The organism is Ruegeria sp., assembly GCF_040830605.1.
Taxonomy (GTDB): Bacteria; Pseudomonadota; Alphaproteobacteria; order Rhodobacterales; family Rhodobacteraceae; genus Ruegeria.
Genome location: NZ_JBFOMD010000007.1, coordinates 1 through 22,789, shown reverse-complemented (window position 1 = coordinate 22,789; position 22,789 = coordinate 1). Strand labels below are relative to the sequence as shown.

At 64.8% G+C, this 22,789-nt stretch carries 28 protein-coding genes; 11 read left to right on the top strand and 17 right to left on the bottom strand.

Features of this window, described 5'->3' with window-relative positions; all coding sequences use genetic code 11:
- The first annotated feature begins 131 nt into the window (after positions 1-131).
- From ispH to AB3N21_RS11110, 4 genes are read left to right on the top strand one after another with little or no spacing between them, the layout of a single operon-like run.
- Complete coding sequence (gene ispH / locus AB3N21_RS11125) at positions 132-1,082, top strand: 4-hydroxy-3-methylbut-2-enyl diphosphate reductase (RefSeq protein WP_367935301.1); 951 nt, start codon at positions 132-134, stop codon at positions 1,080-1,082.
- Entirely contained in the window at positions 1,079-1,672 is a 594-nt protein-coding gene (locus AB3N21_RS11120) for a trans-aconitate 2-methyltransferase (protein ID WP_367935300.1), read from the top strand. Before ispH ends, AB3N21_RS11120 begins: the two co-directional genes overlap by 4 nt.
- On the top strand, positions 1,665-2,132 hold the full coding sequence (gene rnhA / locus AB3N21_RS11115; RefSeq protein WP_367935299.1) for a ribonuclease HI: 468 nt from the start codon (positions 1,665-1,667) through the stop codon (positions 2,130-2,132). The genes AB3N21_RS11120 and rnhA overlap by 8 nt, the downstream gene beginning before the upstream one ends.
- Positions 2,129-2,758 carry a trimeric intracellular cation channel family protein gene (locus AB3N21_RS11110; protein ID WP_171177963.1) on the top strand — a complete coding sequence of 210 codons (630 nt, stop codon included), beginning with the start codon at positions 2,129-2,131 and terminating at the stop codon, positions 2,756-2,758. The genes rnhA and AB3N21_RS11110 overlap by 4 nt, the downstream gene beginning before the upstream one ends.
- Positions 2,759-2,760: 2 nt before the next feature.
- Here the strand turns inward: AB3N21_RS11110 and AB3N21_RS11105 are convergent, their stop codons facing one another.
- The 6 genes from AB3N21_RS11105 to def (AB3N21_RS11080) form a co-directional block, all read right to left on the bottom strand.
- A complete protein-coding gene (locus AB3N21_RS11105) occupies positions 2,761-3,000 on the bottom strand; it encodes a GlsB/YeaQ/YmgE family stress response membrane protein (protein WP_171177965.1) in 240 nt (79 codons plus the stop codon).
- 1 nt (position 3,001) lies between these two features.
- On the bottom strand, positions 3,002-3,238 hold the full coding sequence (locus AB3N21_RS11100) for a hypothetical protein (protein WP_367935298.1): 237 nt from the start codon (positions 3,236-3,238) through the stop codon (positions 3,002-3,004).
- Between the two features lie 14 nt (positions 3,239-3,252).
- Positions 3,253-4,158: a methionyl-tRNA formyltransferase gene (gene fmt / locus AB3N21_RS11095; protein WP_367935297.1), complete on the bottom strand. Its 906-nt coding sequence runs from the start codon at positions 4,156-4,158 to the stop codon at positions 3,253-3,255.
- A gap of 66 nt (positions 4,159-4,224) precedes the next feature.
- On the bottom strand, positions 4,225-4,719 hold the full coding sequence (def, locus tag AB3N21_RS11090) for a peptide deformylase (protein WP_367935296.1): 495 nt from the start codon (positions 4,717-4,719) through the stop codon (positions 4,225-4,227).
- Positions 4,716-5,213, bottom strand: a complete 498-nt coding sequence (gene def / locus AB3N21_RS11085; protein WP_367935295.1) for a peptide deformylase — start codon at positions 5,211-5,213, stop codon at positions 4,716-4,718. The genes def (AB3N21_RS11090) and def (AB3N21_RS11085) overlap by 4 nt, the downstream gene beginning before the upstream one ends.
- Positions 5,210-5,728: a peptide deformylase gene (gene def, locus AB3N21_RS11080; RefSeq protein WP_367935294.1), complete on the bottom strand. Its 519-nt coding sequence runs from the start codon at positions 5,726-5,728 to the stop codon at positions 5,210-5,212. The genes def (AB3N21_RS11085) and def (AB3N21_RS11080) overlap by 4 nt, the downstream gene beginning before the upstream one ends.
- Before the next feature lie 98 nt (positions 5,729-5,826).
- Between def (AB3N21_RS11080) and AB3N21_RS11075 the strand changes: the two genes are divergently transcribed.
- Together AB3N21_RS11075 and AB3N21_RS11070 are read left to right on the top strand one after the other, a co-directional pair.
- Entirely contained in the window at positions 5,827-6,999 is a 1,173-nt protein-coding gene (locus AB3N21_RS11075; protein ID WP_367935293.1) for a MalY/PatB family protein, read from the top strand.
- 4 nt (positions 7,000-7,003) lie between these two features.
- Positions 7,004-7,531, top strand: a complete 528-nt coding sequence (locus tag AB3N21_RS11070; protein ID WP_367935292.1) for a murein L,D-transpeptidase family protein — start codon at positions 7,004-7,006, stop codon at positions 7,529-7,531.
- 111 nt (positions 7,532-7,642) lie between these two features.
- Here AB3N21_RS11070 and AB3N21_RS11065 read toward each other — a convergent pair whose 3' ends face one another.
- Positions 7,643-7,993: a hypothetical protein gene (locus tag AB3N21_RS11065; RefSeq protein ID WP_171177979.1), complete on the bottom strand. Its 351-nt coding sequence runs from the start codon at positions 7,991-7,993 to the stop codon at positions 7,643-7,645.
- A gap of 215 nt (positions 7,994-8,208) precedes the next feature.
- Between AB3N21_RS11065 and AB3N21_RS11060 the strand changes: the two genes are divergently transcribed.
- Positions 8,209-9,198, top strand: a complete 990-nt coding sequence (locus tag AB3N21_RS11060; protein WP_367935291.1) for a glutathione S-transferase family protein — start codon at positions 8,209-8,211, stop codon at positions 9,196-9,198.
- Here AB3N21_RS11060 and AB3N21_RS11055 read toward each other — a convergent pair.
- Complete coding sequence (locus AB3N21_RS11055; RefSeq protein WP_367935290.1) at positions 9,180-9,542, bottom strand: response regulator transcription factor; 363 nt, start codon at positions 9,540-9,542, stop codon at positions 9,180-9,182. The two genes, AB3N21_RS11060 and AB3N21_RS11055, sit on opposite strands and share 19 nt — an antisense overlap.
- Positions 9,543-9,735: 193 nt before the next feature.
- Between AB3N21_RS11055 and AB3N21_RS11050 the strand changes: the two genes are divergently transcribed.
- Genes AB3N21_RS11050 through AB3N21_RS11040 form a run of 3 tightly spaced genes read left to right on the top strand, consistent with a single transcriptional unit; the run spans position 9,736 to position 12,828 of the window.
- The gene (locus AB3N21_RS11050; protein WP_367935289.1) at positions 9,736-10,713 is read left to right on the top strand and encodes a threonine-phosphate decarboxylase; all 978 of its coding nucleotides are present in this window, start codon (positions 9,736-9,738) and stop codon (positions 10,711-10,713) included.
- The gene (gene cbiB, locus AB3N21_RS11045) at positions 10,710-11,630 is read left to right on the top strand and encodes an adenosylcobinamide-phosphate synthase CbiB (RefSeq protein WP_367935288.1); all 921 of its coding nucleotides are present in this window, start codon (positions 10,710-10,712) and stop codon (positions 11,628-11,630) included. The genes AB3N21_RS11050 and cbiB overlap by 4 nt, the downstream gene beginning before the upstream one ends.
- Positions 11,631-11,655: 25 nt before the next feature.
- Positions 11,656-12,828, top strand: coding sequence for a lytic murein transglycosylase (locus AB3N21_RS11040; protein WP_367935287.1), 1,173 nt, complete (start codon positions 11,656-11,658; stop codon positions 12,826-12,828).
- A gap of 130 nt (positions 12,829-12,958) precedes the next feature.
- On the opposite strand, the gene AB3N21_RS11035 is transcribed toward AB3N21_RS11040, so the two are convergent.
- The 4 genes from AB3N21_RS11035 to AB3N21_RS11020 form a co-directional block, all read right to left on the bottom strand.
- A complete protein-coding gene (locus AB3N21_RS11035) occupies positions 12,959-13,318 on the bottom strand; it encodes a hypothetical protein (protein ID WP_367935286.1) in 360 nt (119 codons plus the stop codon).
- Between the two features lie 151 nt (positions 13,319-13,469).
- Positions 13,470-16,925 (bottom strand): chromosome segregation SMC family protein, encoded by a 3,456-nt coding sequence (locus tag AB3N21_RS11030; protein WP_367935285.1) that lies wholly within the window; start codon positions 16,923-16,925, stop codon positions 13,470-13,472.
- 139 nt (positions 16,926-17,064) lie between these two features.
- Positions 17,065-17,472 (bottom strand): hypothetical protein, encoded by a 408-nt coding sequence (locus AB3N21_RS11025; RefSeq protein ID WP_367935284.1) that lies wholly within the window; start codon positions 17,470-17,472, stop codon positions 17,065-17,067.
- 23 nt (positions 17,473-17,495) lie between these two features.
- Complete coding sequence (locus AB3N21_RS11020) at positions 17,496-18,719, bottom strand: PLP-dependent aminotransferase family protein (RefSeq protein ID WP_367935283.1); 1,224 nt, start codon at positions 18,717-18,719, stop codon at positions 17,496-17,498.
- Between the two features lie 159 nt (positions 18,720-18,878).
- On the opposite strand from AB3N21_RS11020, the gene AB3N21_RS11015 reads away from it, so the two are divergent.
- Complete coding sequence (locus AB3N21_RS11015) at positions 18,879-19,649, top strand: FadR/GntR family transcriptional regulator (protein WP_367935282.1); 771 nt, start codon at positions 18,879-18,881, stop codon at positions 19,647-19,649.
- Between the two features lie 3 nt (positions 19,650-19,652).
- Here the strand turns inward: AB3N21_RS11015 and AB3N21_RS11010 are convergent, their stop codons facing one another.
- The 5 genes from AB3N21_RS11010 to AB3N21_RS10990 form a co-directional block, all read right to left on the bottom strand.
- The gene (locus AB3N21_RS11010; protein WP_367935281.1) at positions 19,653-20,435 is read right to left on the bottom strand and encodes a class I SAM-dependent methyltransferase; all 783 of its coding nucleotides are present in this window, start codon (positions 20,433-20,435) and stop codon (positions 19,653-19,655) included.
- A 3-nt stretch (positions 20,436-20,438) separates the two neighbouring features.
- Positions 20,439-21,287, bottom strand: coding sequence for a hypothetical protein (locus tag AB3N21_RS11005; protein ID WP_367935280.1), 849 nt, complete (start codon positions 21,285-21,287; stop codon positions 20,439-20,441).
- Between the two features lie 75 nt (positions 21,288-21,362).
- A complete protein-coding gene (locus AB3N21_RS11000; RefSeq protein WP_367935279.1) occupies positions 21,363-21,923 on the bottom strand; it encodes a F0F1 ATP synthase subunit B in 561 nt (186 codons plus the stop codon).
- 5 nt (positions 21,924-21,928) lie between these two features.
- Positions 21,929-22,474, bottom strand: coding sequence for a F0F1 ATP synthase subunit B' (locus AB3N21_RS10995; protein WP_367935278.1), 546 nt, complete (start codon positions 22,472-22,474; stop codon positions 21,929-21,931).
- A gap of 86 nt (positions 22,475-22,560) precedes the next feature.
- Positions 22,561-22,785 carry a F0F1 ATP synthase subunit C gene (locus tag AB3N21_RS10990; RefSeq protein WP_005981269.1) on the bottom strand — a complete coding sequence of 75 codons (225 nt, stop codon included), beginning with the start codon at positions 22,783-22,785 and terminating at the stop codon, positions 22,561-22,563.
- Positions 22,786-22,789: the final 4 nt, after the last annotated feature.

Here is a 22,789-nt window from a genome sequence, read left to right as displayed (position 1 = left end):
CTTTAACTATGGGTTCGTTCTGAAATCGCCCTCCGTTTAACCGGGCTGCATGTCAGTTGCGTGACAAGGCCCGCGCTCTCTGGACCAATCGCCCCGAAAGCCTTACCTGTCCGGGGTAAGGAGATGCCGACATGACCAAGCCGCCGCTGACACTCTACCTTGCTGCCCCGCGCGGATTCTGCGCGGGCGTGGACCGGGCGATCAAGATCGTCGAGATGGCGCTCGAGAAATGGGGCGCGCCGGTCTATGTGCGTCATGAGATCGTGCACAACAAGTTCGTCGTGGACGGGCTGCGCGACAAGGGCGCGGTGTTTGTCGAAGAGTTGGAGGATTGCCCCAACGACCGCCCGGTGATCTTTTCCGCCCATGGGGTGCCGAAATCCGTGCCCGCCGAGGCCACGCGCCGCGAGATGGTGTATGTGGATGCCACCTGCCCGTTGGTGTCGAAAGTGCATATCGAGGCGCAGCGCCATGCCGATGCGGGGCTGCAGATGATCATGATCGGCCACAAGGGGCACCCTGAGACCGTCGGCACCATGGGGCAGTTGCCGGATGGTGAGGTGCTGTTGGTCGAAACTGTTGCGGATGTGGGTGCGGTCGAGGTGCGCGACCCCGACAAACTGGCCTTTGTCACCCAGACCACGCTGTCGGTGGATGACACCAAGGATATCGTGGCCGCGCTGCAGGACCGGTTCCCCCGGATCGTCGGCCCGCATAAGGAAGATATCTGCTACGCCACCACCAACCGGCAGGAGGCGGTGAAGACCGTGGCGCCGAATGCCGACGCGCTGCTGGTGGTTGGGGCGCCCAACTCGTCGAATTCACGGCGTCTGGTCGAGGTCGCGTCAAAAGCCGGGTGCCAATACGCCCAGCTGGTGCAGCGGGCAGACAATATCGACTGGCGCGCGCTTGAGGGGATCGGCAGCGTTGCCATCACCGCAGGGGCCTCGGCGCCCGAGGTGCTGGTGAACGAGGTGATCGACGCCTTCCGCGAGCGGTTCGACGTCACGGTCGAGGTGGTCGAGACCGCGACCGAGAATGTGGAATTCAAGGTGCCGCGCGTGTTGCGGGAACCCGCATGAGCGACGATACCACGATCCGCGTCTATGACGAGCGTGCCGCCGAATATGCCAACCTGACCGACGATCAGAATGCCGACGACCCGCATCTGAGCGCCTTTCTGGCTGCCGTGCCCGCGGGCGGGCGGGTGCTGGATCTGGGCTGTGGCCCCGGCACCTCGGCGGCAGTGATGGCGCAGGCGGGGCTGGTGGTTGAGGCCACGGACGCCTCGGCCGAGATGGTGGCGCTGGCGGATCGCCACCCCGGCGTGACCGCCCGGCAGGCGGTGTTCGACGACATTGCCGGTGAGCAGATCTATGACGGTATCTGGGCCAATTTCAGCCTGCTGCATGCCCCGCGCACCGACTTTCCCCGCCATCTGGCGGCGCTGCACGCGGCGCTGAAACCGGGTGGCGCCTTTTTCATCGGCATGAAGCTTGGCAGCGGCGAGGGCCCCGACCGGCTGGGCCGCTACTACACCTATTACAGCGAGGACGAATTGCGCATCCATCTGACCGAAGCCGGTTTCAGCATCACCGGCCAGCGCCACGGCAGCGGGCCGGGCCTTGACGGCACCGTCTCTGACTGGATCGCGGTGGCCGCCCATGCCTGAGCTTTTTGCCTATACCGACGGCGCCTGTTCCGGCAATCCCGGCCCCGGCGGCTGGGGGGTGCTGCTGCGCGCAAAGGAAGGTGACACCGTGGTCAAGCAGCGGGAGCTCAACGGTGGTGAGGCCGAGACCACCAACAACCGGATGGAGCTGCTGGCCGCCATCAACGCGTTGGAGACGCTGGAGCGGCCCTCGAAGATCACCGTGGTCACCGACAGCGCCTACGTGAAGAACGGCGTGACCGGGTGGATTTTTGGCTGGAAGAAGAACGGCTGGAAGACCTCGAACAAGAAACCGGTCAAGAATGTGGAGCTGTGGCAGCGGCTGGACGAGGCCCAGCGCCGCCATGACGTGACCTGGGAATGGGTCAAGGGCCATGCGGGCCACCCCGAGAACGAGCGCGCGGATGAGCTGGCGCGGGCGGGGATGAAACCCTTCAAGCCGAAAAAGGCGCAGGCGTGAGCGCACTGGCGCTGCTGGACTATGCCTCGGTTCTGGTGTTTGCGCTGACCGGGGCGCTGGTGGCGAGCCGGGCGCAGCTGGATCTGGTGGGATTTGCCTTCATCGCCTGCCTGACAGCGGTGGGCGGCGGCACGGTGCGGGATCTGCTGCTGGACCGGCACCCGGTGTTCTGGGTCGGGCAGCCCACCTACATCCTGATCGCAGTGGCGGCGGCGGTGCTGGTGTTTTTCACCGCGCATCTGGTCGAAAGCCGCTATCGCTGGCTGGTGTGGCTGGACAGTTTCGCGCTGTCGATCTCGGTTGCCGCCGGGAGCGGCGCGGCACTTGCGCTGAACCAGCCGCCGGTGGTTGTTGTGCTGATGGGCATGGCGACCGGATGCCTGGGCGGGCTGATGCGCGATGTGGTCTGCAACGAGGTGCCGCTGGTACTGAAACAGGGCGAGCTTTATGCCTCCTGCGCCTTTGTCGGTGCGGTTGCGGCGGTGCTGGCCTCGGGGCTGGGTCTGGCGGGGCTGCCCGCACTGGGGATCGGCGCGCTGGCCTGCTGGGTGCTGCGCGCAGGCTCACTGTTGTTTGGCTGGCAATTGCCGGTTTACAAGAGCCGCCCGCCGCGCCACAGACCGTGATGCTACCGCCTGCGGATGTAGGTCTGCCACAGCCAGATCACCAGCAGCGCGCCCAGAACCGCGCCGACGAAGCCCGAAAGCGCCCCCATCACCGCCAGTAGGGTCCGCAGGATCAGGCCGCCGATCAGGGCACCCACGATGCCGATCAGCATGGTGGTGGGGATGTCGGCCTCGATCCGCATCAGCCTTGTGGCCAGAAACCCGGCGGCGGCACCGATGATGATAAGGGCGACGACGGGCATGTCATTTCCTCCAATGGGTCGGCACGATGATCAGCGCGCCGATGGAGGAGAGGATGGCGTTCATCCCCGGTGAGCCAAAGCCGATCCCGAACATGATCCGCGCGAAATAGAACAGGAAGGCCCCGCCCACGCAGATGATGATCGACGGCAGGTATCCGTTATGGGTGAACCCCGTTTTCTCGGAGAGGTATCCGACGATCCCCGCGATCACCACCGTGCCCATCAGAACCAAGAACATCGAAACCCTTCCTTTCAGAGCCGGGTGCCCTTCGGCACGGGCCAACCGCGCAGAAACACGTCCCTATCCTGCGCGCCTTTGCCCGCCCGTTGCAAGCGGAGGAGTTCGACCGCGCGTTCGTCACAGGCCACGGTCAGGTCGTCATCCAGCACTTGGCCCGGCGCGCCCTGCCCCTCTGCCAGCCGTGAGGCCAGCAGCTTTATCCGTTCGCCATTGATCTCGGTCCATGCGCCGGGAAACGGGGACAAGCCCCGGATCTGCCGGTCGACCTCGACCGCAGGACGGGTCCAATCCACCCGCGCCTCACCCTTGTCGATCTTGGCGGCGTAGGTGACGCCCTCCTGCGGCTGTGGTTCAGGCTCCAACTCGGGCAGGCGGGACAGCGCCTGAACGATCAGGTCTGCGCCCATCTGCGACAGGCGATCATGCAGTTCCGCGGTTGTCTCTTCGGCCCGGATCGGCGTTGCCTGCCGCAGCAGAACGGGGCCAGTGTCGAGCCCCGCCTCCATCTGCATGATGCAAACGCCGGTTTCGGCATCTCCCGCCATGATCGCGCGGTGGATCGGTGCCGCGCCGCGCCAGCGCGGCAGCAGGCTGGCGTGGATGTTGAGGCATCCTTGCGCTGGTGCGTCGAGGATGGCCTGCGGCAGGATCAGACCATAGGCCACGACCACGGCAACATCGGCGTTGAGTTCAGCAAAGGCCTGCTGTTCCTCTTCGGACTTCAGCGAGGCCGGGTGGCGCACCTCAAGCCCAAGCGCCTCGGCCCGCGCATGGACCGGGGTCGGGCGTTCTTTCTTGCCCCGCCCCGCCGGGCGCGGCGGCTGGCAGTAGACGGCGGCGATCTCATGCCCGGCCTCGACCAGCGCATCGAGCACCGGGACCGAGAAGTCGGGCGTTCCCATGAAGATTACGCGCATGTTTCACCGTCTCCGTAGGATGGGGTTTCACCCCATCATTCGGGTGCGGCGGAGTCACCCCCCGCCCTACCCCAGTTTCTTCGCCTTGCGCAGCAACATGTCGCGCTTCACTTTCGAGAGGTTGTCGAAATACATCCGCCCGTTCAGATGGTCGATCTGATGCTGAACGGAGGTCGCCTCGATCCCCACAAAGTCGCGCCGGTCCACCATGCCCTGTTCGTTGACGAAGCGCACCGTCACCGCACGCGGGCGTTTGATCTTGGCCGATACGCCCGGCAGGTTCGGGCTGGCCTCGTCATGCTCGCGCAGCTCGATCGAGCTGTGCAGGATTTCGGGGTTGGCCAGGCGCACGGCCCTACCCCGCTCGGTCGAGCCATCCACCACCGCCAGCCTCAGCATCACGCCGATCTGCGGTGCGGCGAGGCCCACGCCCGGCATCGCCTCCATCGTGTCGATCATGTCGTCCCAGATCGCGCGGATTTCGTCGGTGATCTCATCCACCTCTTCGGCGCGGGTCTTCAGCCGCTTGTCCGGCCAGGGCAGGCAGGGGCGCACGGTCATCTCTGGGTCTCCATGTATTCGGCCTCGGCGGCACGACGGGCGTCTGCGTCGAGGTGATCGAGCGTCACCACCCCGTTCAGGTGGTCGAATTCGTGCTGGATGCAGCGCGCCTCGAAGCCGTCGAAATCGGCCATGTGAATGTCGCCCTCGGGCGCGGTCCATTGCACGGTGACCGCCTTGGGGCGTTCCACCGCGACGGTGATGCCGGGGATCGAGAGACAGCCCTCTTCCGCAACTGTTGGCACCCGTTCGGCGGCCATGATCACCGGGTTGATCATCGCCATCGGCGCGGGTTCGCCCTCTTTCCAGCCGCAATCCATAACAAAGAACCGCTGCATGACGCCCACCTGCGGCGCCGCGAGGCCCCTGCCCTGCGCGGCATACATGGTGTCGAACATGTTCTGGATCAGGTCCTGCGGCACCTCGCCCGCCACGGGCTCGCATTTCTGCGACAGCCGGGGATCGGGCCATGTCAGGATCGGCAGGACGCTCACAAACGGGCCTTCTCGCGCTTGAGCTTCTGCATCTTGCGGGTGATCAGCTGGCGCTTGAGCGGCTTGAGGTAGTCGATGAACAGCTTGCCGTTCAGGTGGTCGATCTCGTGCTGCACGCAGGTGGACCAGAGCCCATCGAAGGTTTCGCGCTGTGCGTTGCCGTCGCGGTCCATCCACGCGACCTCGACCACCTTGGGGCGGGTCACCTCGGCATATTGGTCGGGGATCGACAGGCAGCCCTCTTCGTAGACATTGGTCTCGTCCGAGGCCGAGAGGACCTCGGGGTTGAACATCACCAGCGGGCGCGGCGCCTCGCCTTCCTCTTTCACGCAGTCCAGCACGATCAGCCGGTCCAGCACCCCGATCTGTGGCGCCGCCAGACCGATGCCCGGCGCGTCATACATCGTCTCCAGCATGTCATCGGCCAGCTTGCGGAGCTCGTCGGTGAGGTCGGTCACCGGCGCGCAGACCTTTTTCAGGCGGGGATCGGGGTGGATCAGGATATTGCGTTTCATGGGGCTGATTTAGGCCATTGCCCGGCCCGCCGCAACGCCCCCCTTGCGCCTGCCCGGATTCAAGTTAGCTTGCGCTGCGACGAATGCAGGAGACCCTCATGAGCTTTGACGACCTCATCGACCGCCGCGGCACCCATTGCAACAAGTGGGACGGGATGGAGGACCTTTATGGCGTGCCCTCCGATACCGGTCTGGCGATGTGGGTTGCCGATACCGATTTCCGGGCGCCGGACGTGGTGCTGAACAAGATCCGAAATCTGGCCGATGACGGAGTGTTTGGCTATGTGAACTGCGACGAGGTCTACAAAGGCGCGATCCAGTGGTGGATGAAGACCCGCCACAACTGGGAGGTCGAGGCCGACGCGATTTTCACCACCACCGGGCTGGTCAACGGGGTGGGCATGTGCCTGGACACATACACTCAGCCGGGCGACGGGATCGTGCTGTTCACGCCGGTCTATCACGCCTTTGCCAAGGTGATCCGCAATGCGGGCCGCAAGGTGGTCGAGTGCCAGATGATCAACAACGAGGGCCGGTACGAGCTGGATTTCGACGCGTGGGATGCGCAGATGACCGGGTCGGAAAAGATGGTCATCCTGTGCTCGCCCCATAATCCCGGCGGGCGGGTCTGGTCGCAGGCCGAGTTGCAGGGGGTGGCCGATTTCGCCAAACGGCATGACCTGTTGCTGCTCTCGGACGAAATCCATCACGATCTGGTTTTCTCCGGGCATACTCATATCCCGATGCAGAACGCGGTCCCCGAGATCACCGACCGGCTGCTGATGCTGACCGCGCCCTCCAAGACCTTCAACATCGCCGGGTTGCATACCGGACAAGTGATCATTCCCGATCCCGATCTGCGGGCACGGTTCCGGGCACGGATGCTGGCGCTGAGCCTGGCGCCGAACTCGGTCGGGCAATTCGCCACCGCCGCCGCTTATTCTCCGGAGGGGGCCGAGTGGGTGGACGCGCAGGTGGCCTATCTGGACGGCAACCGGCAGATCTTTGACGCGGCGATTGCGGATATTCCGGGGTTGAGCTCGATGAAGCTGGAATCCACCTATCTCGCCTGGGTCGATTTCTCGGGCACCGGGATGGAGCGTGCAGAGTTTACCAACCGTGTCGAGCAGACCGCCAGGATCGCCGCCAACCATGGCCCCACCTTCGGCACCGGGGGCGAGAATTTCCTGCGGTTCAATCTGGGCACCCAGCGCGCGCGGGTGGAAGAGGCCTGCGCGCGGCTGAAATCGGCCTTTGGCGATCTGCAGTAGGTCCATGCGCCGCGCGGCCTTTCTGCTGGTCCTGATCCTGGCGGCGGGGGTCGCCTGGGTCGGTTGGCAGCGCTATGGCCCGCGCCCTCTGGCCCCGCCCATGGCGCCGGCGGCCGAGCGGGTCGACCATATCCTGATCGAGAAATCCGCCCGCCGCCTGACCGCCACGCTTGAGGGTGCGGTGGTGATGCACACCGATATCGCGCTGGGGTTCGCGCCCGACGGGGACAAGGCCCGGGAGGGTGACGGCAAGACGCCCGAGGGTGTCTTCACCATCAACCGCCGCAATCCGCAAAGCGCGTTTCACTTGTCACTGGGCATCGACTATCCCAAGCCCGAGGACATCGCCCGCGCCAAGGCAGCGGGCGTCGATCCGGGTGGGGATATCTTCATCCACGGCCAGCCCAACGGCATAACCGCCCTGACCCTGCCCGGCGACTGGACCGCGGGCTGTATCGCGGTGTCGAACGCGGAAATCGCCCGCCTCTGGAGCCTGACCCCCATCGGTACGACGGTCGAAATTCGGCCCTAGAAGCGGGTCGCGTTAAATCGCAGCCTCCAGCACCGGCGAACGCGTTGTGCTTCGCAAACGCTGCCTCGCCGATGCCTTCGGGTTCACAATTTTGGTCAAAAGCGACCCGCTCTAGTCCTTGCCCAACAGCGCGACCGGCGCATCCGGCGCGCGATAGTAGTCCAGCGGCGCCTTGTCGGCGGCGGCGGTGTTGCGCTTGAATTCATAGCGCATCTCGCCGTCTTCCTCTTCGGCGGCGACGATCAGGCACTGGCACAGGTGGTTGGCCCCGTCATAGAGATCGACCAGCCCGCGCAGACGCGGCGTTGTCTCGGCCTCGACAGCGAAACCATTGCTCCACGCCCGCAAAACGCGGTGGTATTCGGAGCCCGCTTCCACGCGAAGGCGGCTGGTTTTCTTCAAGGCTGCGAATCGCGCGGCAATCAATTCCTCGCGCATTTCTTCGGTAATAAACGTCGTCATCAATACATACCCCCTAAAACGCAAACAGTTTGCAGCAGGTTATGCAAAAATCCAACAAAGCTTTTGTGAACACTGTGGGAACAGTGTGTTGATCGGCGAGAAACCTCCGCTGGTGCTGTGCGCAAACGCAGACATGTTGCGCGGGCCCGACCGCTGGGCAGACGGGCGGGCAAGCCCTATTCTCTGACCCAACGAGTTAGCGGAGGATCCCCGAAATGGGCCTGCTTGTAGACGGCACATGGCACGACACCTGGTATGACACCAAAACCACCGGCGGCGCGTTCAAACGCTCGGCGGCGCAGTTCCGCAACTGGATCACGCCGGACGGCGCGCCCGGCCCCTCGGGGCAGGGCGGATTCGCCGCCGCCTCGGGGCGCTACCACCTCTATGTCAGTCTTGCCTGCCCCTGGGCGCACCGCACCCTGATCTTTCGCGAACTCAAGGGGCTGACCGAGCATATCGGCGTCTCGGTGGTGCATCCCGACATGCTGACCGAGGGTTGGACGTTCGAGACCGACGAGCATGGCGCCACCGGCGACCGGCTGTACGACCTGACCCGCGCGCATCAGGTCTATACCAAGGCCGACCCGACCTATTCCGGCCGCGTGACCGTGCCGATCCTGTGGGACACCGAGCGCGAAACCATCGTGTCGAACGAAAGCTCGGAAATCATCCGCATGTTCAACGCGGCCTTCGACGGGATTACCGGCAATACCGACGATTACTGGCCCGAACCTATGCGCGACGCCATCGAAGCAGTGAACGCGCGCATCTATTCCACCGTCAACAACGGTGTCTACAAATGCGGCTTTGCCACCAGTCAGGAGGCGTACGACGCCGCCGTGCATCCCCTGTTCGAAACGCTGGACTGGCTGGAAGAGCGGTTGTCACAGAACCGCTATCTGATGGGCGAGCGCGTGACCGAGGCCGACTGGCGGCTGTTTACCACCCTGATCCGTTTCGACCCGGTCTATCACCTGCATTTCAAGTGCAACCGCAGGCGGCTGATCGATTATCCGAACCTTTGGGCCTTTACCCGCGAGCTGTATCAGTGGCCGGGCGTCGCGCAGACGGTGAACATGCACCATATCGTGCGCCACTATCACTACAGCCATGATAGCATCAATCCACACCGGATCGTCCCGGTGAACCCGGAACTGGATTATCTAGAGCCGCACGGACGCGATCAGCGCCCCGCCGCGTAGTGTTCGACCATCGCCGCCAGATCCTCGGGCGGCGTGCCGCTTTGCACATAGGCGCAGGCGTTCGAGCTGTGCGCAAAGATCGAACCGTCTGAGAAGAAGGTGGTGTTGGTGACGAAAATCACCCGCGCCTTGGGACGGCGGTAGCTGGCGAAATCGGCAACTGCCAGCGCGCTGCCCTGATCCAGAACCAGGTCCAGCACCAGGATCTCGAACGCGGTGCCATAGAGGGCAAGTATGGCCGCTTCCTGCGAAGTGACCAGCGTGACCTCGGCGCCCTGACGTTCCAGATGGCGCTGCCAGACCCGGCCCAGCTCCGGGTTGCTTTCTACGATCAGAACCTTCATTTTGCGACAACCTCGGCACTGTGAGCGTTTTTATGGTGCCGTCCCCCGTGGTCTCGTGATCCGGCTATTTGCTTAACAAACGGTTAACGCCGGCCCAAACGCCTTGAAAACAGGTGGATTTGCGGACGCTATCGGCAAAAATTCGCCGGAAGCGGGTGTACAAGCAAGGGGAACTTCCCGCAAATGACCGCAAATGACCGATGTGCTCGACATGCAAATGGATTCGATCAACCCCCGCGCGCGCCGTGATCATGGCGGCGGGCTGGACGGGGCGATGCGCCTGTTTGGCGGTGCCCGTTCGGACTGGATCGACCTGTCCACGGGCATAAACCCGCACCCCCATCCAATCGGAGATCTGGCACAATCCGATTGGACGGAACTGCCCGATCACGGCGCGTTCGAGGCGTTGGTGGCCGCCGCCCGCAACTTCTGGTCGGTGCCTGACGGCGCGGCGATCCTGCCCGCACCCGGTGCCTCGGCCCTGATCGCCCGGCTGCCTGCGTTGGCCCCGGCGGGTACTGTCGAAATCACGCCCCCGACCTACAACGAACACGCCGCCGCGTTTTCGGCCCACGGCTGGACCGTGCAGAGCACCGGCCCGGCCGAGGCGCGGGTTCTGGTCCATCCCAACAATCCCGATGGCCGGCTCTGGACCGTCGCCGATGCCTCGGCCCCGCTGACAGTGATCGACGAGAGCTTTTGCGACGTGACACCCGATGCCTCGCTGATCCGTCTGGCCGAGCGGCCCGGAACGGTGGTGCTGAAAAGCTTCGGCAAGTTCTGGGGCCTCGCCGGTCTGCGGCTGGGCTTTGCCATTGCGCGGCCCGAGATCATCGCCCGGCTGAACGACCTGACCGGTCCTTGGGCGGTCTCGGGCCCCGCTTTGCGGATCGGCACGCAGGCGCTGCTGGATCACGGCTGGGCCGAGCAGACCCGTACCCGGCTGGCCGCCGATGCCGCGCGGCTGGATGGGCTGCTGACCTCGAAAGGCGCCGAACTGGCAGGCGGTACGACCCTGTTCCGCCTCTACCGCGTCGAGGATGCCGCCGCGTGGCAGAGCCGCCTTGCGCGCGCGCATATCTGGAGCCGGGTCTTTCCCTATTCCGACCACTTCCTGCGCCTCGGCCTGCCCCCAGCCCAAGGGTGGGACCGGCTGGAGAGCGCCCTGTGAGCACCGCGCTTATGCTCGCCGTCGCGATGGTACTCGATGCAGTTTTGGGCGAACCCGACTGGCTTTGGTCTCGCATCCGCCATCCGGCGGTGATGATCGGCAATATCATCGGCGCATTGGACCGGCGGCTAAACACGGGTACGAGCAAGCGGCTGAAGGGGGTCGGGGTAACCTTGCTGCTGAGTCTGGGAGCGATCGTTCTTGGCACTGTTCTTGGTTGGCTCGGGCAGGTGGTCGAAATTCTCTGTTGTGCCGTGCTGCTCGCGCAGAAATCACTGGTGACCCATGTGCGCGACGTGGCCGAGGCGCTGCGTGTTTCGCTGCCCGATGGGCGCCGGATGGTCGCGCGCATCGTCTCGCGCGATACCTCCGCGATGGATGAGGCGCAGGTTGCACGCTCGGCCATCGAAAGCGCCTCGGAAAACCTGAGCGACGGGGTGATCGCCCCGGCCTTCTGGTTCCTGATCGGCGGTCTGCCCGGCCTGCTGCTCTATAAGACCGTCAACACCGCCGACAGCATGATCGGCTACCGCAACGAGAAATATGCCGCGTTCGGCTGGGCCGCGGCCAAGCTCGATGACCTGCTGAACCTGGTCCCCGCGCGGCTGACCGGTCTGATGATCGTGGTTCTGTCCAACAGCTTCGCTCGCTGGCGCGGCATCGTCGAGGACGCGCGGCGTCATATCTCGCCCAATGCCGGCTGGCCCGAGGCCGCCATGGCCCGCGCGCTGAACGTCGCCCTTGCCGGGCCGCGCAGCTATCACGGCCAGATTCGCCACCTTGCCTGGGTCAACGGAGCGGCCCGCAAGGACATTGGCCCGCATGAAATAGAGCGCGCTATCGCCATGCTCTGGCAGGTCTGGGCCCTGATGCTCGGGCTGGTGATTGCGGGGCTGGCCCTGTCACTGATACCTTGACCTTTCCCAGATCGGATTGCTCACCATGATACGCCTTGCCTGCCAAATCGCTGCCTCCCTGCTGATCGCCTCGCCTGCCCTTGCAGACTGCGGCGGCGGCTTTCAGAGTTTCGTGAAGGGCCTCAAGGCCGAGGCCGTTGCCAAGGGCCATGACACGTCAGCGGTGAATGCCTTTTTCAAGGGCGTGAGCCAGGACGCCAAGGTGCTCAGGGCGGATCGGGCACAGGGCGTATTCCAGAAACCGTTCATCGATTTTTCCCGCCACCTGATCTCACAGAACCGGATCGACCGGGGCCGCGCGATGGCGCAGAAATACGACGCCGTCTTTGACCGGATCGACGCGGAATACGGCATCTCACGCGGTGTGTTGCTGGCCTTTTGGGCGTTTGAGACCGACTACGGCGCGTTTCAGGGCGACTTCAATACCCGCAACGCGCTGGTGACACTGGCCCATGACTGCCGCAGGCCCGAGCTGTTCCGGCCCCAGATTTTTGCCGCGCTGGAACTGTATGAGCAGGGCGGTTTCGACCCCGCGCGCACGACCGGCGCCTGGGCGGGCGAGATCGGCATGGTGCAGATGCTGCCCCGCGACATTCTGGAAAACGGGGTGGACGCAGATGGCGACGGCAAGGTGTCGCTGAAAAGCTCGGCCCCCGATGCTTTGATGTCCGGTGCCAAGATGCTGTCCGGGCTGGGCTGGCAGGCAGGTCAGCCCTGGCTGCAGGAGGTGGTGGTGCCGGACGCGCTGGACTGGTCCCTTTCCGGCCCGGCCCGCAGCCTGACGGTCTCGGAATGGCAGGGGATGGGAGTGCGTCCCCGCGCTGGCGATCTGCCGTCGGGCGAGATGCAGGCCTCTCTGATCCTGCCGCAGGGGCATAAGGGCCCGGCTTTCCTCGCCTATCCGAATTTCAATGTGTATTTCGAATGGAACCAGAGCTTTGTCTACGTGCTGACCGCCGCCTATTTCGCCACCCGGCTGGAAGGGGCACAGGTCTATGATGCGGGTCGCCCGGCGCAGGGACTGTCGGGACAACAGATGAAACAACTCCAGAGCAAGCTGCAGGCGCGCGGGCATGACGTCGGCAAGATCGACGGTATCCTCGGCGCCGGAACCCGCGCCGCCGTGCAGGCGGAACAGGTGCGGCTGGGTCTGCCTGCGGATGCGTGGCCGACTGCGGAACTGCTCAACCGTCTCTAGGCGCAAGATATCCGGAAATCCGCGATCTGCGACATTGCGCTGCGATCTCCACCAAGGACACGGCGTTTCGAAACGCCTTGTTTCAAGCGGTTTCGAAACCGCTTAAGCCGCTTGCAAGCGGCTTTTCCCGTCACTCCGGCCGCACCGGATAACGTTCACCCTTTTCGTTGATCAGGACCAGCCGCTCACCGCTATGCACATAGAGATCGCAGCGGCTGAACCCGTTTTGGAACTCGGTGCAGATGCTACCATCCTCGGCAATGCGATAGGTGCCGAAGGCGGTCCCGCCCCCGTTCTTGGCCGAGTAGGTGTAGGTATAGGCGCCATCGGCCAGGTATCTGGACTGGCCGTCATCGTAGAACGTCAAGGTCCGCCCTTCGAGCGCCTCCAACTCGGCGCGGCTGAGCGGTACGTCGTCTTGCCGAAGGGACCAATCGGCTGCCGCAAGGGGCGTTGCAAGGCACAGGGCGGGGATCAGGTAGCGTCGCATGGGCCGAGCCTAGCCGAGACGCGCAAAACATGCAGTCACGTTGCGGTGAGAGGATGGAGCGGCGACAGATAGATCTGCATCGAAGGTGCCGCCGTATCTTTCGTACCCGCAATTTGATTCGAAAACCGGCTGCCACCTTTCGGATTGCGCTTTAGGCCACCATCGCCTCGGCTTTCTTGAGGTCGACCGAGACCAACTGGCTGACGCCCTGTTCCTGCATGGTCACGCCGAACAGCCGGTCCATCCGCGCCATCGTCACCGCGTGGTGAGTGATGATCAGGAAGCGGGTATCGGTCTGGCGGCACATCTCGTCCAGCAGGTCGCAGAACCGGGTCACGTTGGCATCGTCGAGCGGCGCGTCGACCTCGTCCAGCACACAGATCGGCGCCGGATTGGCCAGGAACACCGCAAAGATCAGCGCCATTGCGGTCAGGGTCTGCTCGCCACCCGACAGCAGGCTGAGGGTCGAGAGCTTCTTGCCAGGCGGCTGGCACATGATTTCCAGCCCCGCATCCAGCGGATCATCGCTTTCGACCATGACCAGATTGGCCTCGCCCCCGCCGAAGAGGTGCTTGAACAGCATGGCGAAGTTGGAATTCACCTGCTCGAACGCCGTCAGCAGCCGCTCGCGCCCTTCGCGGTTGAGGCTGGCGATGCCGCTGCGCAGGGCCTTCACCGCCTCTTCCAGATCGGCCTTTTCCGAGCTCAGCGCATCGAACTCTTCCTGCACTTCGCGGGAATCTTCTTCGGCGCGCAGGTTAACCGCTCCCATGGCGTCGCGCTGGCGCTTGTGCCGGTTGACCTCGGCCTCCAGAGCGTCGGCGGCAGGCATCCGGTCGGGATCCACGTCGAGCTGGTTCAGGAGCTGGTTGGGCGTAAGCTGCTGGTCCTCTGCGATCCGTTCGGCGGCGGCCACAACGCTTTCCCTAGCCGCTTCGGTGCGCGCCTCGGCAGCGGCACGCGCCTCGCGCGCCTCCGAGGCCACGCGTTCGGCCTCCCGCTCGGCGAGAATAGCCGCGCGCTGCCCGGTCTCGGCTTCGGCCAGATGGTCGGCGGCCTCGGCGCGTCGAGCCTCGGCGGCCTCGACCTGTTCGTTCAGTTCCTCACGGGACTCGGCAATCTCGCCCGGCACCGCCATCGCCTCGGTCAGTTCCTCTTGCGAGGATGCCTTGCGTTCGGCCAGTTCCGAGATCCGCTTGCCTGCGGTTTCCAACCGGTGCCGCCAGCCGCTCAGATCCTTGGTCACCTCCTGCGCGCGGCGAGTCCGCGCCTCGCCCTCGCGCCGCAGCTCGTCATGGGACGAGCGGTGAGTCAGCATGGTGATCCGCGCCGCCTCGACGGTTTGCTTGATGTCCTCGACCTGCGCGCGGGCGCTGTCGAGATCGCCAAGGCCGACCAGTGCGCCCTCTGCCTCGCGTAGCTGCACCCGGGCCGCCATGGCGTCCTCCTTGTGGCGCTCGACCGCCAAGGACAAGGTCTCCAGCTTGCCCTGCGCCAGATTGCGATCCGCCTCGGCCCGGCTGAGCGCGCGGGCGGTTTCGGCCACGCGCTGATCGGCGGCGCGGCGCGCCTCGCGGGCGCGGCGGTCGGCTTCGGTCACATCGGCAAGCTGCTGCGACAGCGCCTCATGCGCGGCGCGGGCACCGTCGGCCTGTGCTTCGGCCTGCGCCAGTTCCTGCTTGAGCGCCTCAAGCCGGTTGAGCTGTTCCAGCCGCAGCGCGGCGGCGCTCGGCGCGTCCTCGGCCCAGGCGCGGAACCCGTCCCAGCGCCAGAGATCGCCCGAGCGCGAGACCAGCCGCTGCCCCGGTTTCAACTGCGCCTGCAGCCGCGCGCCATCATCCGCCCCGACCACACCGATCTGTGCGATCCGGCGGCTCAGACGATCAGGGCCCGACACATGCAGCGCCAGCGGGTTGGCGCCCTCGGGCAAGGGTTGATCCGCGTCATAGCCCGGCACCTGTATCCAGCCCGAAGGGCCATCCCCTTCGACCAGCGGTGCCCGCAAATCATCAGCCAGCGCGGCGCCCAGTGCCTTTTCAAAGCCCGGCTCGACCCGCATCAGATCCAGCACCTGCCCGCCCTCGGCGGTGTCGCGCTCGACCAGCTTGGCCAGCGCGGTCGTCTCGGCGCGAAGCGCGCCCAGCTCGCCCTCGGCCTCCGAGCGTTGTGCCCGTGCTTCGGCCTCGCGCGCCTGCGTGTCGTTGCGCAGTTCGTCGGCGGCGGCCAGCGCCTCTTCGGCGGCTTCGGCGGCTTCGCGGGCCTCTTCCTCGGCCTCCTGCGCCGTCTCGAATGCCTCGCCCGCACGGGTCACGGCGCTGCGGGCCTCGTCCACGGCGGTGCGGGCCTTTTCCTCTTCGCCCTCGGACCGGGCCAGCGTCTTGCGGTTGTCTTCGACCAGCCGCTGCGCCGACTGGTGCCGGGCCACCAGCCGCGCCACATCCTCAGTCACCTGCGACAGGTGCTCTTCACGGTCGCGCAACACCGCTGCCGCATCATGGGAAATCTCGGCGGCCTCGGCGAGCCGGTCGTCATGCCCCTCGGCGGCCTTGGCCAGCTCGCGCGCTTCCCATTCCAGCCGCTCGATGGTCTCGCCCGCATCCCGGTTCAGCCCGGTCTCGCGGTCGATATCGCGGCCCAGCTGTTCGATCCGGGCGGTGAGCGTGGTGATGGTCTGGCGCGCGCGCGCCTCCTGATCGTCGAGCGCATCGCGCTGCACCTGCAGGCGTTGCAGGACGGCTGCCGCAATCGCCTCTTCCTCGCGCAGAGGCGGCAGGGTCTCGTCCGCCTTGATGCGCAGCGCCTCGGCCTGACGCGCCTCGGCCTCGGCGCGGGAGGCTTCGGTGATGCGCTCGCGCAGCTTGTCCTCGGCCAGCTGGCGGGCCATGTCGGCCTCTTTCCAGCGGCGATAGAGCAGCATGCCCTCGGCCTGGCGCAACTGTTCGCCGATCTCGCGGTAGCGCGCCGCCTGTCGGGCCTGCCGGGCCAGTTGCGCCAGTTGTGCGCCCAGCTGTTCCAGCACGTCATCGACGCGGGTCAGGTTGGTCTCGGTGCCCTTGAGTTTCAGTTCCGCCTCGTGCCGCCGCTGATAGAGGCCCGAGATCCCTGCCGCCTCTTCCAAGATGCGCCGCCGCGCCTTGGGCTTGGCATTGATCAGCTCGGCAATCTGCCCCTGCCGCACCAGCGCCGGGGAATGCGCCCCGGTCGAGGCATCCGCGAACAGCATCTGTATGTCGCGCGCGCGGACATCCTTGCCGTTGGTCTTGTAGGCGCTGCCCACATCGCGGGTGATCCGCCGCACGATCTCCAGCGTGTCGCTTTCGTTGAAGCCCGAGGGCGCCAGCCGCTCGGAATTGTCCAGGGTCAGCGCCACTTCGGCAAAGTTGCGGGCGGGCCGGGTGGCGGCGCCAGCAAAGATCACATCCTCCATCCCGCCGCCGCGCATCGCCTTGGGACGGTTTTCGCCCATCACCCAGCGCAGCGCCTCAAGCAGATTGGACTTGCCACAGCCGTTCGGGCCCACAACACCGGTCAGCCCGTCCGCGATAATCAGGTCGGTCGGGTCAACGAAGCTTTTGAAGCCGGTCAGTCTGAGCTTGCTAAAGCGCAATGGTGATTATCCATGATTCCTGTGATCTAGGAGTCTGCGCAATGGAACGGGTCGGAGTCAACGGATACCCGCAGGATATGGCCGATTGGGGCGAGTTATCCACAATATCTTGCCGCTTTTACTATTGGATCGCGGGTGATCAGTAAGGGTAGCACTCAAATTCGGCGTAGTTTGGGCCCGGCCCCGCATTCACCCAGGCCGAGTTTTCGATGCAGTCATAGCGGGGGGTGGCGATGATGGTTTTCAGCAGCCATTCGCCCGCCTCGCGGTCGCAGCCCAGAACGCCAGTTGTGACGGCAGCATCGCCCAGAACCTCGATCACCTCGCAGCCCGAAACCTGTGCCATGGCGACCCCGGCCCGCTCGCGGATTGGCCCCAGACGCGGAGCGTATTGCCTGTTCACTCGGATCGCCTCGGCCAGATTGCCGCGCACGCGGACGTCAAAGACGCTGTCCGCAACCTTGACCCGCGTTGCGGGTACCCCGCGGAAATGCGGGGTTACCGTGGCGCATGCGGCCAGCAGGAAGAGGGGCAACCAGCGGAACATGCGCCAGCACTGACAGGAATTGGTTAACAGACCCTTTCCGGTTGCTGCGACCGCAGCAACTCGCCCAGCCGCCGGATGCCGCCCTCGATCACCGCCTCGTCGGTGCAGGAAAAGCTGAGCCGCAGTGTGTTGGCACCGGAGCCGTCGGCAAAGAAGGCCTGTCCGGGCACGAAGGCAACCCGGACCGTGTCCAGCGAGCGCTCCAGCAAGGCGCCGCCATCCACGCCTGGCGGCAGGGTGAGCCAGACGAACATGCCACCCTCGGGTCGGGTCCACTGCACACCCTCGGGCATGTGCCGGGACAGCGCGTCCAGCATGGCATCGCGCCGCCGCTGATAGACAGCGCGGAGTTTGAGGATGTGGGTGTCGAAGCAGCGCTCGGCCACGCGTGCAATTGCCATCTGGTTGATCGTCGAGGAATGCAGGTCGGCGGCCTGTTTCAGCAGTACCATCTGTGCGATGACCGGTTGTGCGGCCACCACCCAGCCGACGCGCAGACCCGGGGACAGGGTTTTCGAGAAGCTGCCACAGTAAACCGTGCGGCAGGCCTCGATCGAGCCCTTGCGCGCGATTTCGAGCGACAGGATTGGCGGCACAGCCTCACCGTCATAGCGCAGGGCCTGATAAGCAGCGTCCTCGATCACCGCGCAATCCAGCTCCTCGGCCAGATCCAGCAGCGCCTCGCGCCCGCGCAGATCCACCGTCTCGCCGGTCGGGTTGGCGAAATCAGCGGAGAGATAGGCGAACTTGACCCGCCCGCTGATCGCCGCAGCGTCCGCGTAATCCGCCGCCGGGCGGTTGCCGTTGATGCTGAGTTGATCGTAGCGCGGCTCATAGGCGTTGAACGCCGCCAGCGCGCCCAGATAAGTGGGCCAGCCGACCAGTGCGGTGTCGCCGGGCGACAGGAACAGCTTGCCCAGATAATCCAGCGCCTGCTGGGATCCGGACGTGATCAGGACGTTCTCGACCCCGCATGCGATCCCGATCCCGGCCATCTGGTCCACGATCCACTGGCGCAGGGGCAGATACCCCTCGCTCACCGAGTATTGCAGCGCCTGCGCCTGGTGCGAGGGCTCAAGGGCGGCGGCAAACGCCTCGGCAAACTCATCCGCCGGGAACAGCGCCGGGTCCGGGATGCCGCCGGCAAAGGAGATGATGCCGGGCTGGTCCAGCAGCTTGAGCAACTCGCGAATCTCGGAGGCCTTCATCCGGGATGCACGGGTGGCGAATATCTGGTCCAGCGACATGGGGTCCTCCTCGGGCCTGTGACCGGGGGAGCCTATTGCGGGGCGCATTAAAGTCAACAATACTGACCTAATGTTACAGCGCTTGTGATCACCTGCCCAGAGCTTGCGGCTGCCGCGCTTACGTGGTCATATGTTTTGACCAATCTGAATGAGCGCAGGATGCCCTTCCAGAAAGTCCAATCCGAGAAGCTCTCGACCGCCGTTGTCCGCCAGATCGAGGAACTGATCCTGCGCGGTATCCTGCGGCCGGGTGAACGGCTGCCGTCCGAGCGGGAATTGTCCGATCGACTGGGCGTGTCGCGCCCGTCGCTGCGGGACGCGATTGCCGAGTTGCAGGAACAGGGGCTGCTGACCGCCAAGGCGGGGTCCGGCATCTACGTGGCCGAGGTGCTGGGGTCGGCCTTTTCCCCGGCCCTGATCCGGTTGTTCGGTACCCATGACGAGGCGGTGTTCGATTACCTGTCGTTCCGGCGCGACATGGAGGGGCTGGCCGCCGAGCGCGCCGCGCGGCTGGGGTCGGACAGCGATCTGAAGGTGATCCAGGCGATCTACGACAAGATGGAGGTGGCCCACAGCCGCCGCGCCGCCGATGACGAGGCGCAATTGGATGCCCAGTTTCACATGGCGATCATCGAGGCCAGCCACAACGTGGTGATGCTGCACATGATGCGGTCGATGTTCGAGCTGCTGCGGCAGGGCGTGTTCTATAACCGCCGGATCATGTTCCACCAGCGCACCACCCGCACCGCCATTCTGGACCAGCACCGTGCGATCAACACGGCCCTCCAGGACCGCAACCCCGAAGGCGCCCGCGCCGCTGTCGAGGCGCATCTGAGCTATGTAAAGCAGTGTCTGGCCGACCAGCAGAAAGCCGAGCGCAATGAGGCCATCGCCCGGCAGCGGCTGGAGCATGAGACCGGGCAGGGCTGACGATCAGGTATCGCGTTGCGCAGCGATCACGCGCTGTTTCATTGCAGCGTAATCCTGTTCGGCAAGGCTGACCTTGCGGGCCTTTCTTTCCAGCCTGCGACGGGTCCATCCGCCGGGCCAGCTCAGATCTGAAAGGGTGGTAAAGGCGTAGACGTCCCCTTTGAGATGCACTTTGCGCATCCCTAACTCATGCGCCATGAAGTCCAGGCACTGTTCAGAGAAAAAGCTGATGTGCTGGCCGGTTTCAAAGGCCCAGTACCACCAGTCCGGCCGGGGGATGTCGCCGGGGTCGAAACAGGTGGCCGAGAAAAACAGCGTCTCATAACCGAACTGCGCGCGCGCCGTTTTCAGATGCCCCAGCGGATCCGGCAGATGCTCCAGAACTTCGAAGGCGGCTGCAACCTCATATGGGCCTTCGTCAGCTTCGAACCCGCGCGCCAGCAGGTTGTCTGCAAAGGGGTCCGACCAGTGGAAGTCGATTCCGACATCCCGCAGGCCGCGTACCAGCAGGCCGTAGCCCGCACCCAGATCGATCCCCCGCGCCTGGGCCAGTCCGTTGGCACGCATTGCCATGGAGACGATACGGATGTTGTTCAGATTGCGTGCCAGAATTCCGGTGTCGGTCAGTGCAATCGCGTCGCTATAGGCTTCATCCAGCCAGTGCGGCGCGTCGACCCAGATGTAGCCGCAGCTTTCATCCAGGTAATACGCGGCGTTGTGACGGCCTATGACCTTGTGCTCGAACAGAAGTTTTCCTGCCTGACCGGTCAGCGGGGACTGGGACATTTCTTATCCTATCGACGTCGATTCACCATAAAGATGCTTTGGCAGCGGTGCACCGCTGGCCCCTCCCAGATGCTCAGAGGGGGCGAGCGTCGTCAATCCCGGATCGATGAACAGCCTGGCCCCACGCGCGCGCATCCGCCTGTGCAAAAGAACATGTTCACAGACGGGACTGCCGTCGTCGTCCTTGCTGGAATATCTCAACCCGTCCAAAGACCCTGTTCGATAGAGGCCAAGGCCGGCAAAGGCGCTTTTCACCGGTATCAGCGGGGCATCCGTCGGGATGTGATATTGGCGATCGTAGATGAGCCTTTGCAGCAAATTCTGCCGCCAGCGTTTCCGGAAGAAGAGCGGCTTGCTTTCCGAATGGATGCGCTGCCAGACGTCTTCGTCACACCATCCTTCGCAGCGCAGGGCGTACAGGTCGTAATAGGACGGCTGCGGGTTTCCAAACACGGCGTCCCAATGCGGAACCCGGCGCGACATCGCGCCAAGGACAGCCTGGCTGTTCAACGCCGTGTTGGGGCCGTCGAGGTCCAGGATCAGCGTCATTGGGTAAAGAGGCCCGGTAGCGAATAGACGTCCCAGGACTTCGTTTCGCGCGTGGCATATGCGGTCCACCCGGTCGGGACAGGTGGCAGACAAACCATCCATCGTCAGAACATCAACGCCCTTGGACGCGGCCGCGAAATCACCAAGGATCCGGTCCGTGTCATCGGCGTTGTCGTTTGTCGCGATGATCACGCGGCTCTCGGCAAGCTCTTGGCGTAGCCGCTCGATGCAACCGAGGGACTCGGCCAAAGCCGTGCCGCCGTTACGGACCACGCCTAAGATGTTGAGAGATTGGGATGGCATGTCTTGCCTGCCGGGGATCGGGATGGGCCGGATGGCATCCGAAAAAGAAACGGCCCGCAGGCCGTTTCCGATTGATCAGTGCAGCTTGGCGTCCACGTCGGCGATGGCCGCGTCGATCAGCTGGTTGGCCTGGGTGGCGGTCATCTGCTTGGCCAGAACCGCGTTCGCGGCGGCAACGGCGACCGAGATCGCCTGATCGCGCACCTCTTTCACCGCCGAAGCCTCGGCCGATGCGATCTGGTCCTGGGCCGCAGCCAGACGGCGGGCGATCGAGGTCTCCAGATCCGCCTTGGCCTGCTCGGCGGCCAGTCCGGCATCTTCCTTGGCGGCAGCGACGATGGCGCTGGCCTGTTCCTGCACTTCGCGCTGCTTGCGCTCATACGAGGCCAGCAGGGTCTGTGCCTCTTCGCGCAGGGCGCGGGCCTCGTCCAGTTCGGACTGGATGCCCTCGGCCCGCTTGTCCAGGGCGCCGCCGATCAGACCCGGCACCTTGAAGTAGAAGAGCACCGCGATGAATACGATGAACCCCAGCAGCACGACAAAGTCGGTGTTACCCAGCGAGAAGAACGGACCGCTTGCGGCCAGCGCCGGGCTGGCGGCGCCTGCGGTCAGGATAAGGGCGAGAATATTGCGCATGTCGCTTATCCTTTCATCCAGGCGTCAACGGCGCCTGCGACGGCGTCGGCATCGGCCTGACCGCCCAGCGCGGTGACGAGTTCGGCGGCCGTGTCCTTGGCAACCACCTGAATGCTGTCCAGCGCGCCGGCACGGATCTCGGCAATCGCCTGTTCCGATTCAGCGGCTTTGGCAGCAATTTCCGCGTCCGCCTTGGCGATGGCGTCATCCAGATCGGCCTGGATTTCCGCACGGGCCTCGGCCGCGATACGCTGCGCCTCGGCACGGGCATCGGCCAGCGCCTTGTTATAGGCTTCCTCGGCCTCGACCGCCTTGGCCTTCAGGTCTTCGGCTGCGGCGAGGTCGTTGGTAATGGTCCCTGTCCGTTCGGCCAGGATCGCCGCGATACGGGGCAGAGCCACGCGCGACAGGACCAGAAAGACGACGACCAGTGTAACGACGAGCCAGAAGATCTGGTTCGGGAACCAGTCGAAGCAAAGCTGCGGCATCCCGATGGCTGAGCCATGGGAGTCGACGCAGGTACTTACTGCTCCGGTTGTTTCAGTCGCCATGATGTCCTCCGTCGGAACGTTGTCTTTACAACAGGTGGGCCGCTATGGCCTGGGCCCACCTGCGCGTAAGGATCAGGTTCCGCAGATTAGACGGCGAACATCAGCAGCAGCGAGACCAGGAATGCAAAGATGCCCAGCGCTTCTGCGAATGCGATACCGATGAACAGGGTTGCGGTCTGCGAAGCAGCCGCCGAAGGGTTGCGCAGGGCGCCGGCCAGGAAGTTGCCTGCAACGTTGCCCACCCCGATTGCGGCTGCGCCGGAACCGATTGCTGCCAGGCCTGCGCCGATGTGTGCGAGATCGCCTTCCATGATG

What these genes read in the sequence shown, in the direction of transcription:
- ispH (WP_367935301.1), top strand. Translation starts at nt 132, where the DNA reads ATGACCAAGCCGCCGCTGACACTCTACCTTGCTGCCCCGCGCGGATTC.
- AB3N21_RS11120 (WP_367935300.1), top strand. Translation starts at nt 1,079, where the DNA reads ATGAGCGACGATACCACGATCCGCGTCTATGACGAGCGTGCCGCCGAA.
- rnhA (WP_367935299.1), top strand. Translation starts at nt 1,665, where the DNA reads ATGCCTGAGCTTTTTGCCTATACCGACGGCGCCTGTTCCGGCAATCCC.
- AB3N21_RS11105 (WP_171177965.1), bottom strand. Translation starts at nt 3,000, where the DNA reads ATGCCCGTCGTCGCCCTTATCATCATCGGTGCCGCCGCCGGGTTTCTG.
- AB3N21_RS11100 (WP_367935298.1), bottom strand. Translation starts at nt 3,238, where the DNA reads ATGTTCTTGGTTCTGATGGGCACGGTGGTGATCGCGGGGATCGTCGGA.
- fmt (WP_367935297.1), bottom strand. Translation starts at nt 4,158, where the DNA reads ATGCGCGTAATCTTCATGGGAACGCCCGACTTCTCGGTCCCGGTGCTC.
- def (WP_367935296.1), bottom strand. Translation starts at nt 4,719, where the DNA reads ATGACCGTGCGCCCCTGCCTGCCCTGGCCGGACAAGCGGCTGAAGACC.
- def (WP_367935294.1), bottom strand. Translation starts at nt 5,728, where the DNA reads ATGAAACGCAATATCCTGATCCACCCCGATCCCCGCCTGAAAAAGGTC.
- AB3N21_RS11075 (WP_367935293.1), top strand. Translation starts at nt 5,827, where the DNA reads ATGAGCTTTGACGACCTCATCGACCGCCGCGGCACCCATTGCAACAAG.
- AB3N21_RS11070 (WP_367935292.1), top strand. Translation starts at nt 7,004, where the DNA reads ATGCGCCGCGCGGCCTTTCTGCTGGTCCTGATCCTGGCGGCGGGGGTC.
- AB3N21_RS11065 (WP_171177979.1), bottom strand. Translation starts at nt 7,993, where the DNA reads ATGACGACGTTTATTACCGAAGAAATGCGCGAGGAATTGATTGCCGCG.
- AB3N21_RS11060 (WP_367935291.1), top strand. Translation starts at nt 8,209, where the DNA reads ATGGGCCTGCTTGTAGACGGCACATGGCACGACACCTGGTATGACACC.
- AB3N21_RS11055 (WP_367935290.1), bottom strand. Translation starts at nt 9,542, where the DNA reads ATGAAGGTTCTGATCGTAGAAAGCAACCCGGAGCTGGGCCGGGTCTGG.
- AB3N21_RS11050 (WP_367935289.1), top strand. Translation starts at nt 9,736, where the DNA reads ATGACCGATGTGCTCGACATGCAAATGGATTCGATCAACCCCCGCGCG.
- AB3N21_RS11040 (WP_367935287.1), top strand. Translation starts at nt 11,656, where the DNA reads ATGATACGCCTTGCCTGCCAAATCGCTGCCTCCCTGCTGATCGCCTCG.
- AB3N21_RS11035 (WP_367935286.1), bottom strand. Translation starts at nt 13,318, where the DNA reads ATGCGACGCTACCTGATCCCCGCCCTGTGCCTTGCAACGCCCCTTGCG.
- AB3N21_RS11025 (WP_367935284.1), bottom strand. Translation starts at nt 17,472, where the DNA reads ATGTTCCGCTGGTTGCCCCTCTTCCTGCTGGCCGCATGCGCCACGGTA.
- AB3N21_RS11020 (WP_367935283.1), bottom strand. Translation starts at nt 18,719, where the DNA reads ATGTCGCTGGACCAGATATTCGCCACCCGTGCATCCCGGATGAAGGCC.
- AB3N21_RS11015 (WP_367935282.1), top strand. Translation starts at nt 18,879, where the DNA reads ATGCCCTTCCAGAAAGTCCAATCCGAGAAGCTCTCGACCGCCGTTGTC.
- AB3N21_RS11010 (WP_367935281.1), bottom strand. Translation starts at nt 20,435, where the DNA reads ATGTCCCAGTCCCCGCTGACCGGTCAGGCAGGAAAACTTCTGTTCGAG.
- AB3N21_RS11005 (WP_367935280.1), bottom strand. Translation starts at nt 21,287, where the DNA reads ATGCCATCCCAATCTCTCAACATCTTAGGCGTGGTCCGTAACGGCGGC.
- AB3N21_RS11000 (WP_367935279.1), bottom strand. Translation starts at nt 21,923, where the DNA reads ATGCGCAATATTCTCGCCCTTATCCTGACCGCAGGCGCCGCCAGCCCG.
- AB3N21_RS10995 (WP_367935278.1), bottom strand. Translation starts at nt 22,474, where the DNA reads ATGGCGACTGAAACAACCGGAGCAGTAAGTACCTGCGTCGACTCCCAT.
- AB3N21_RS10990 (WP_005981269.1), bottom strand. Translation starts at nt 22,785, where the DNA reads ATGGAAGGCGATCTCGCACACATCGGCGCAGGCCTGGCAGCAATCGGT.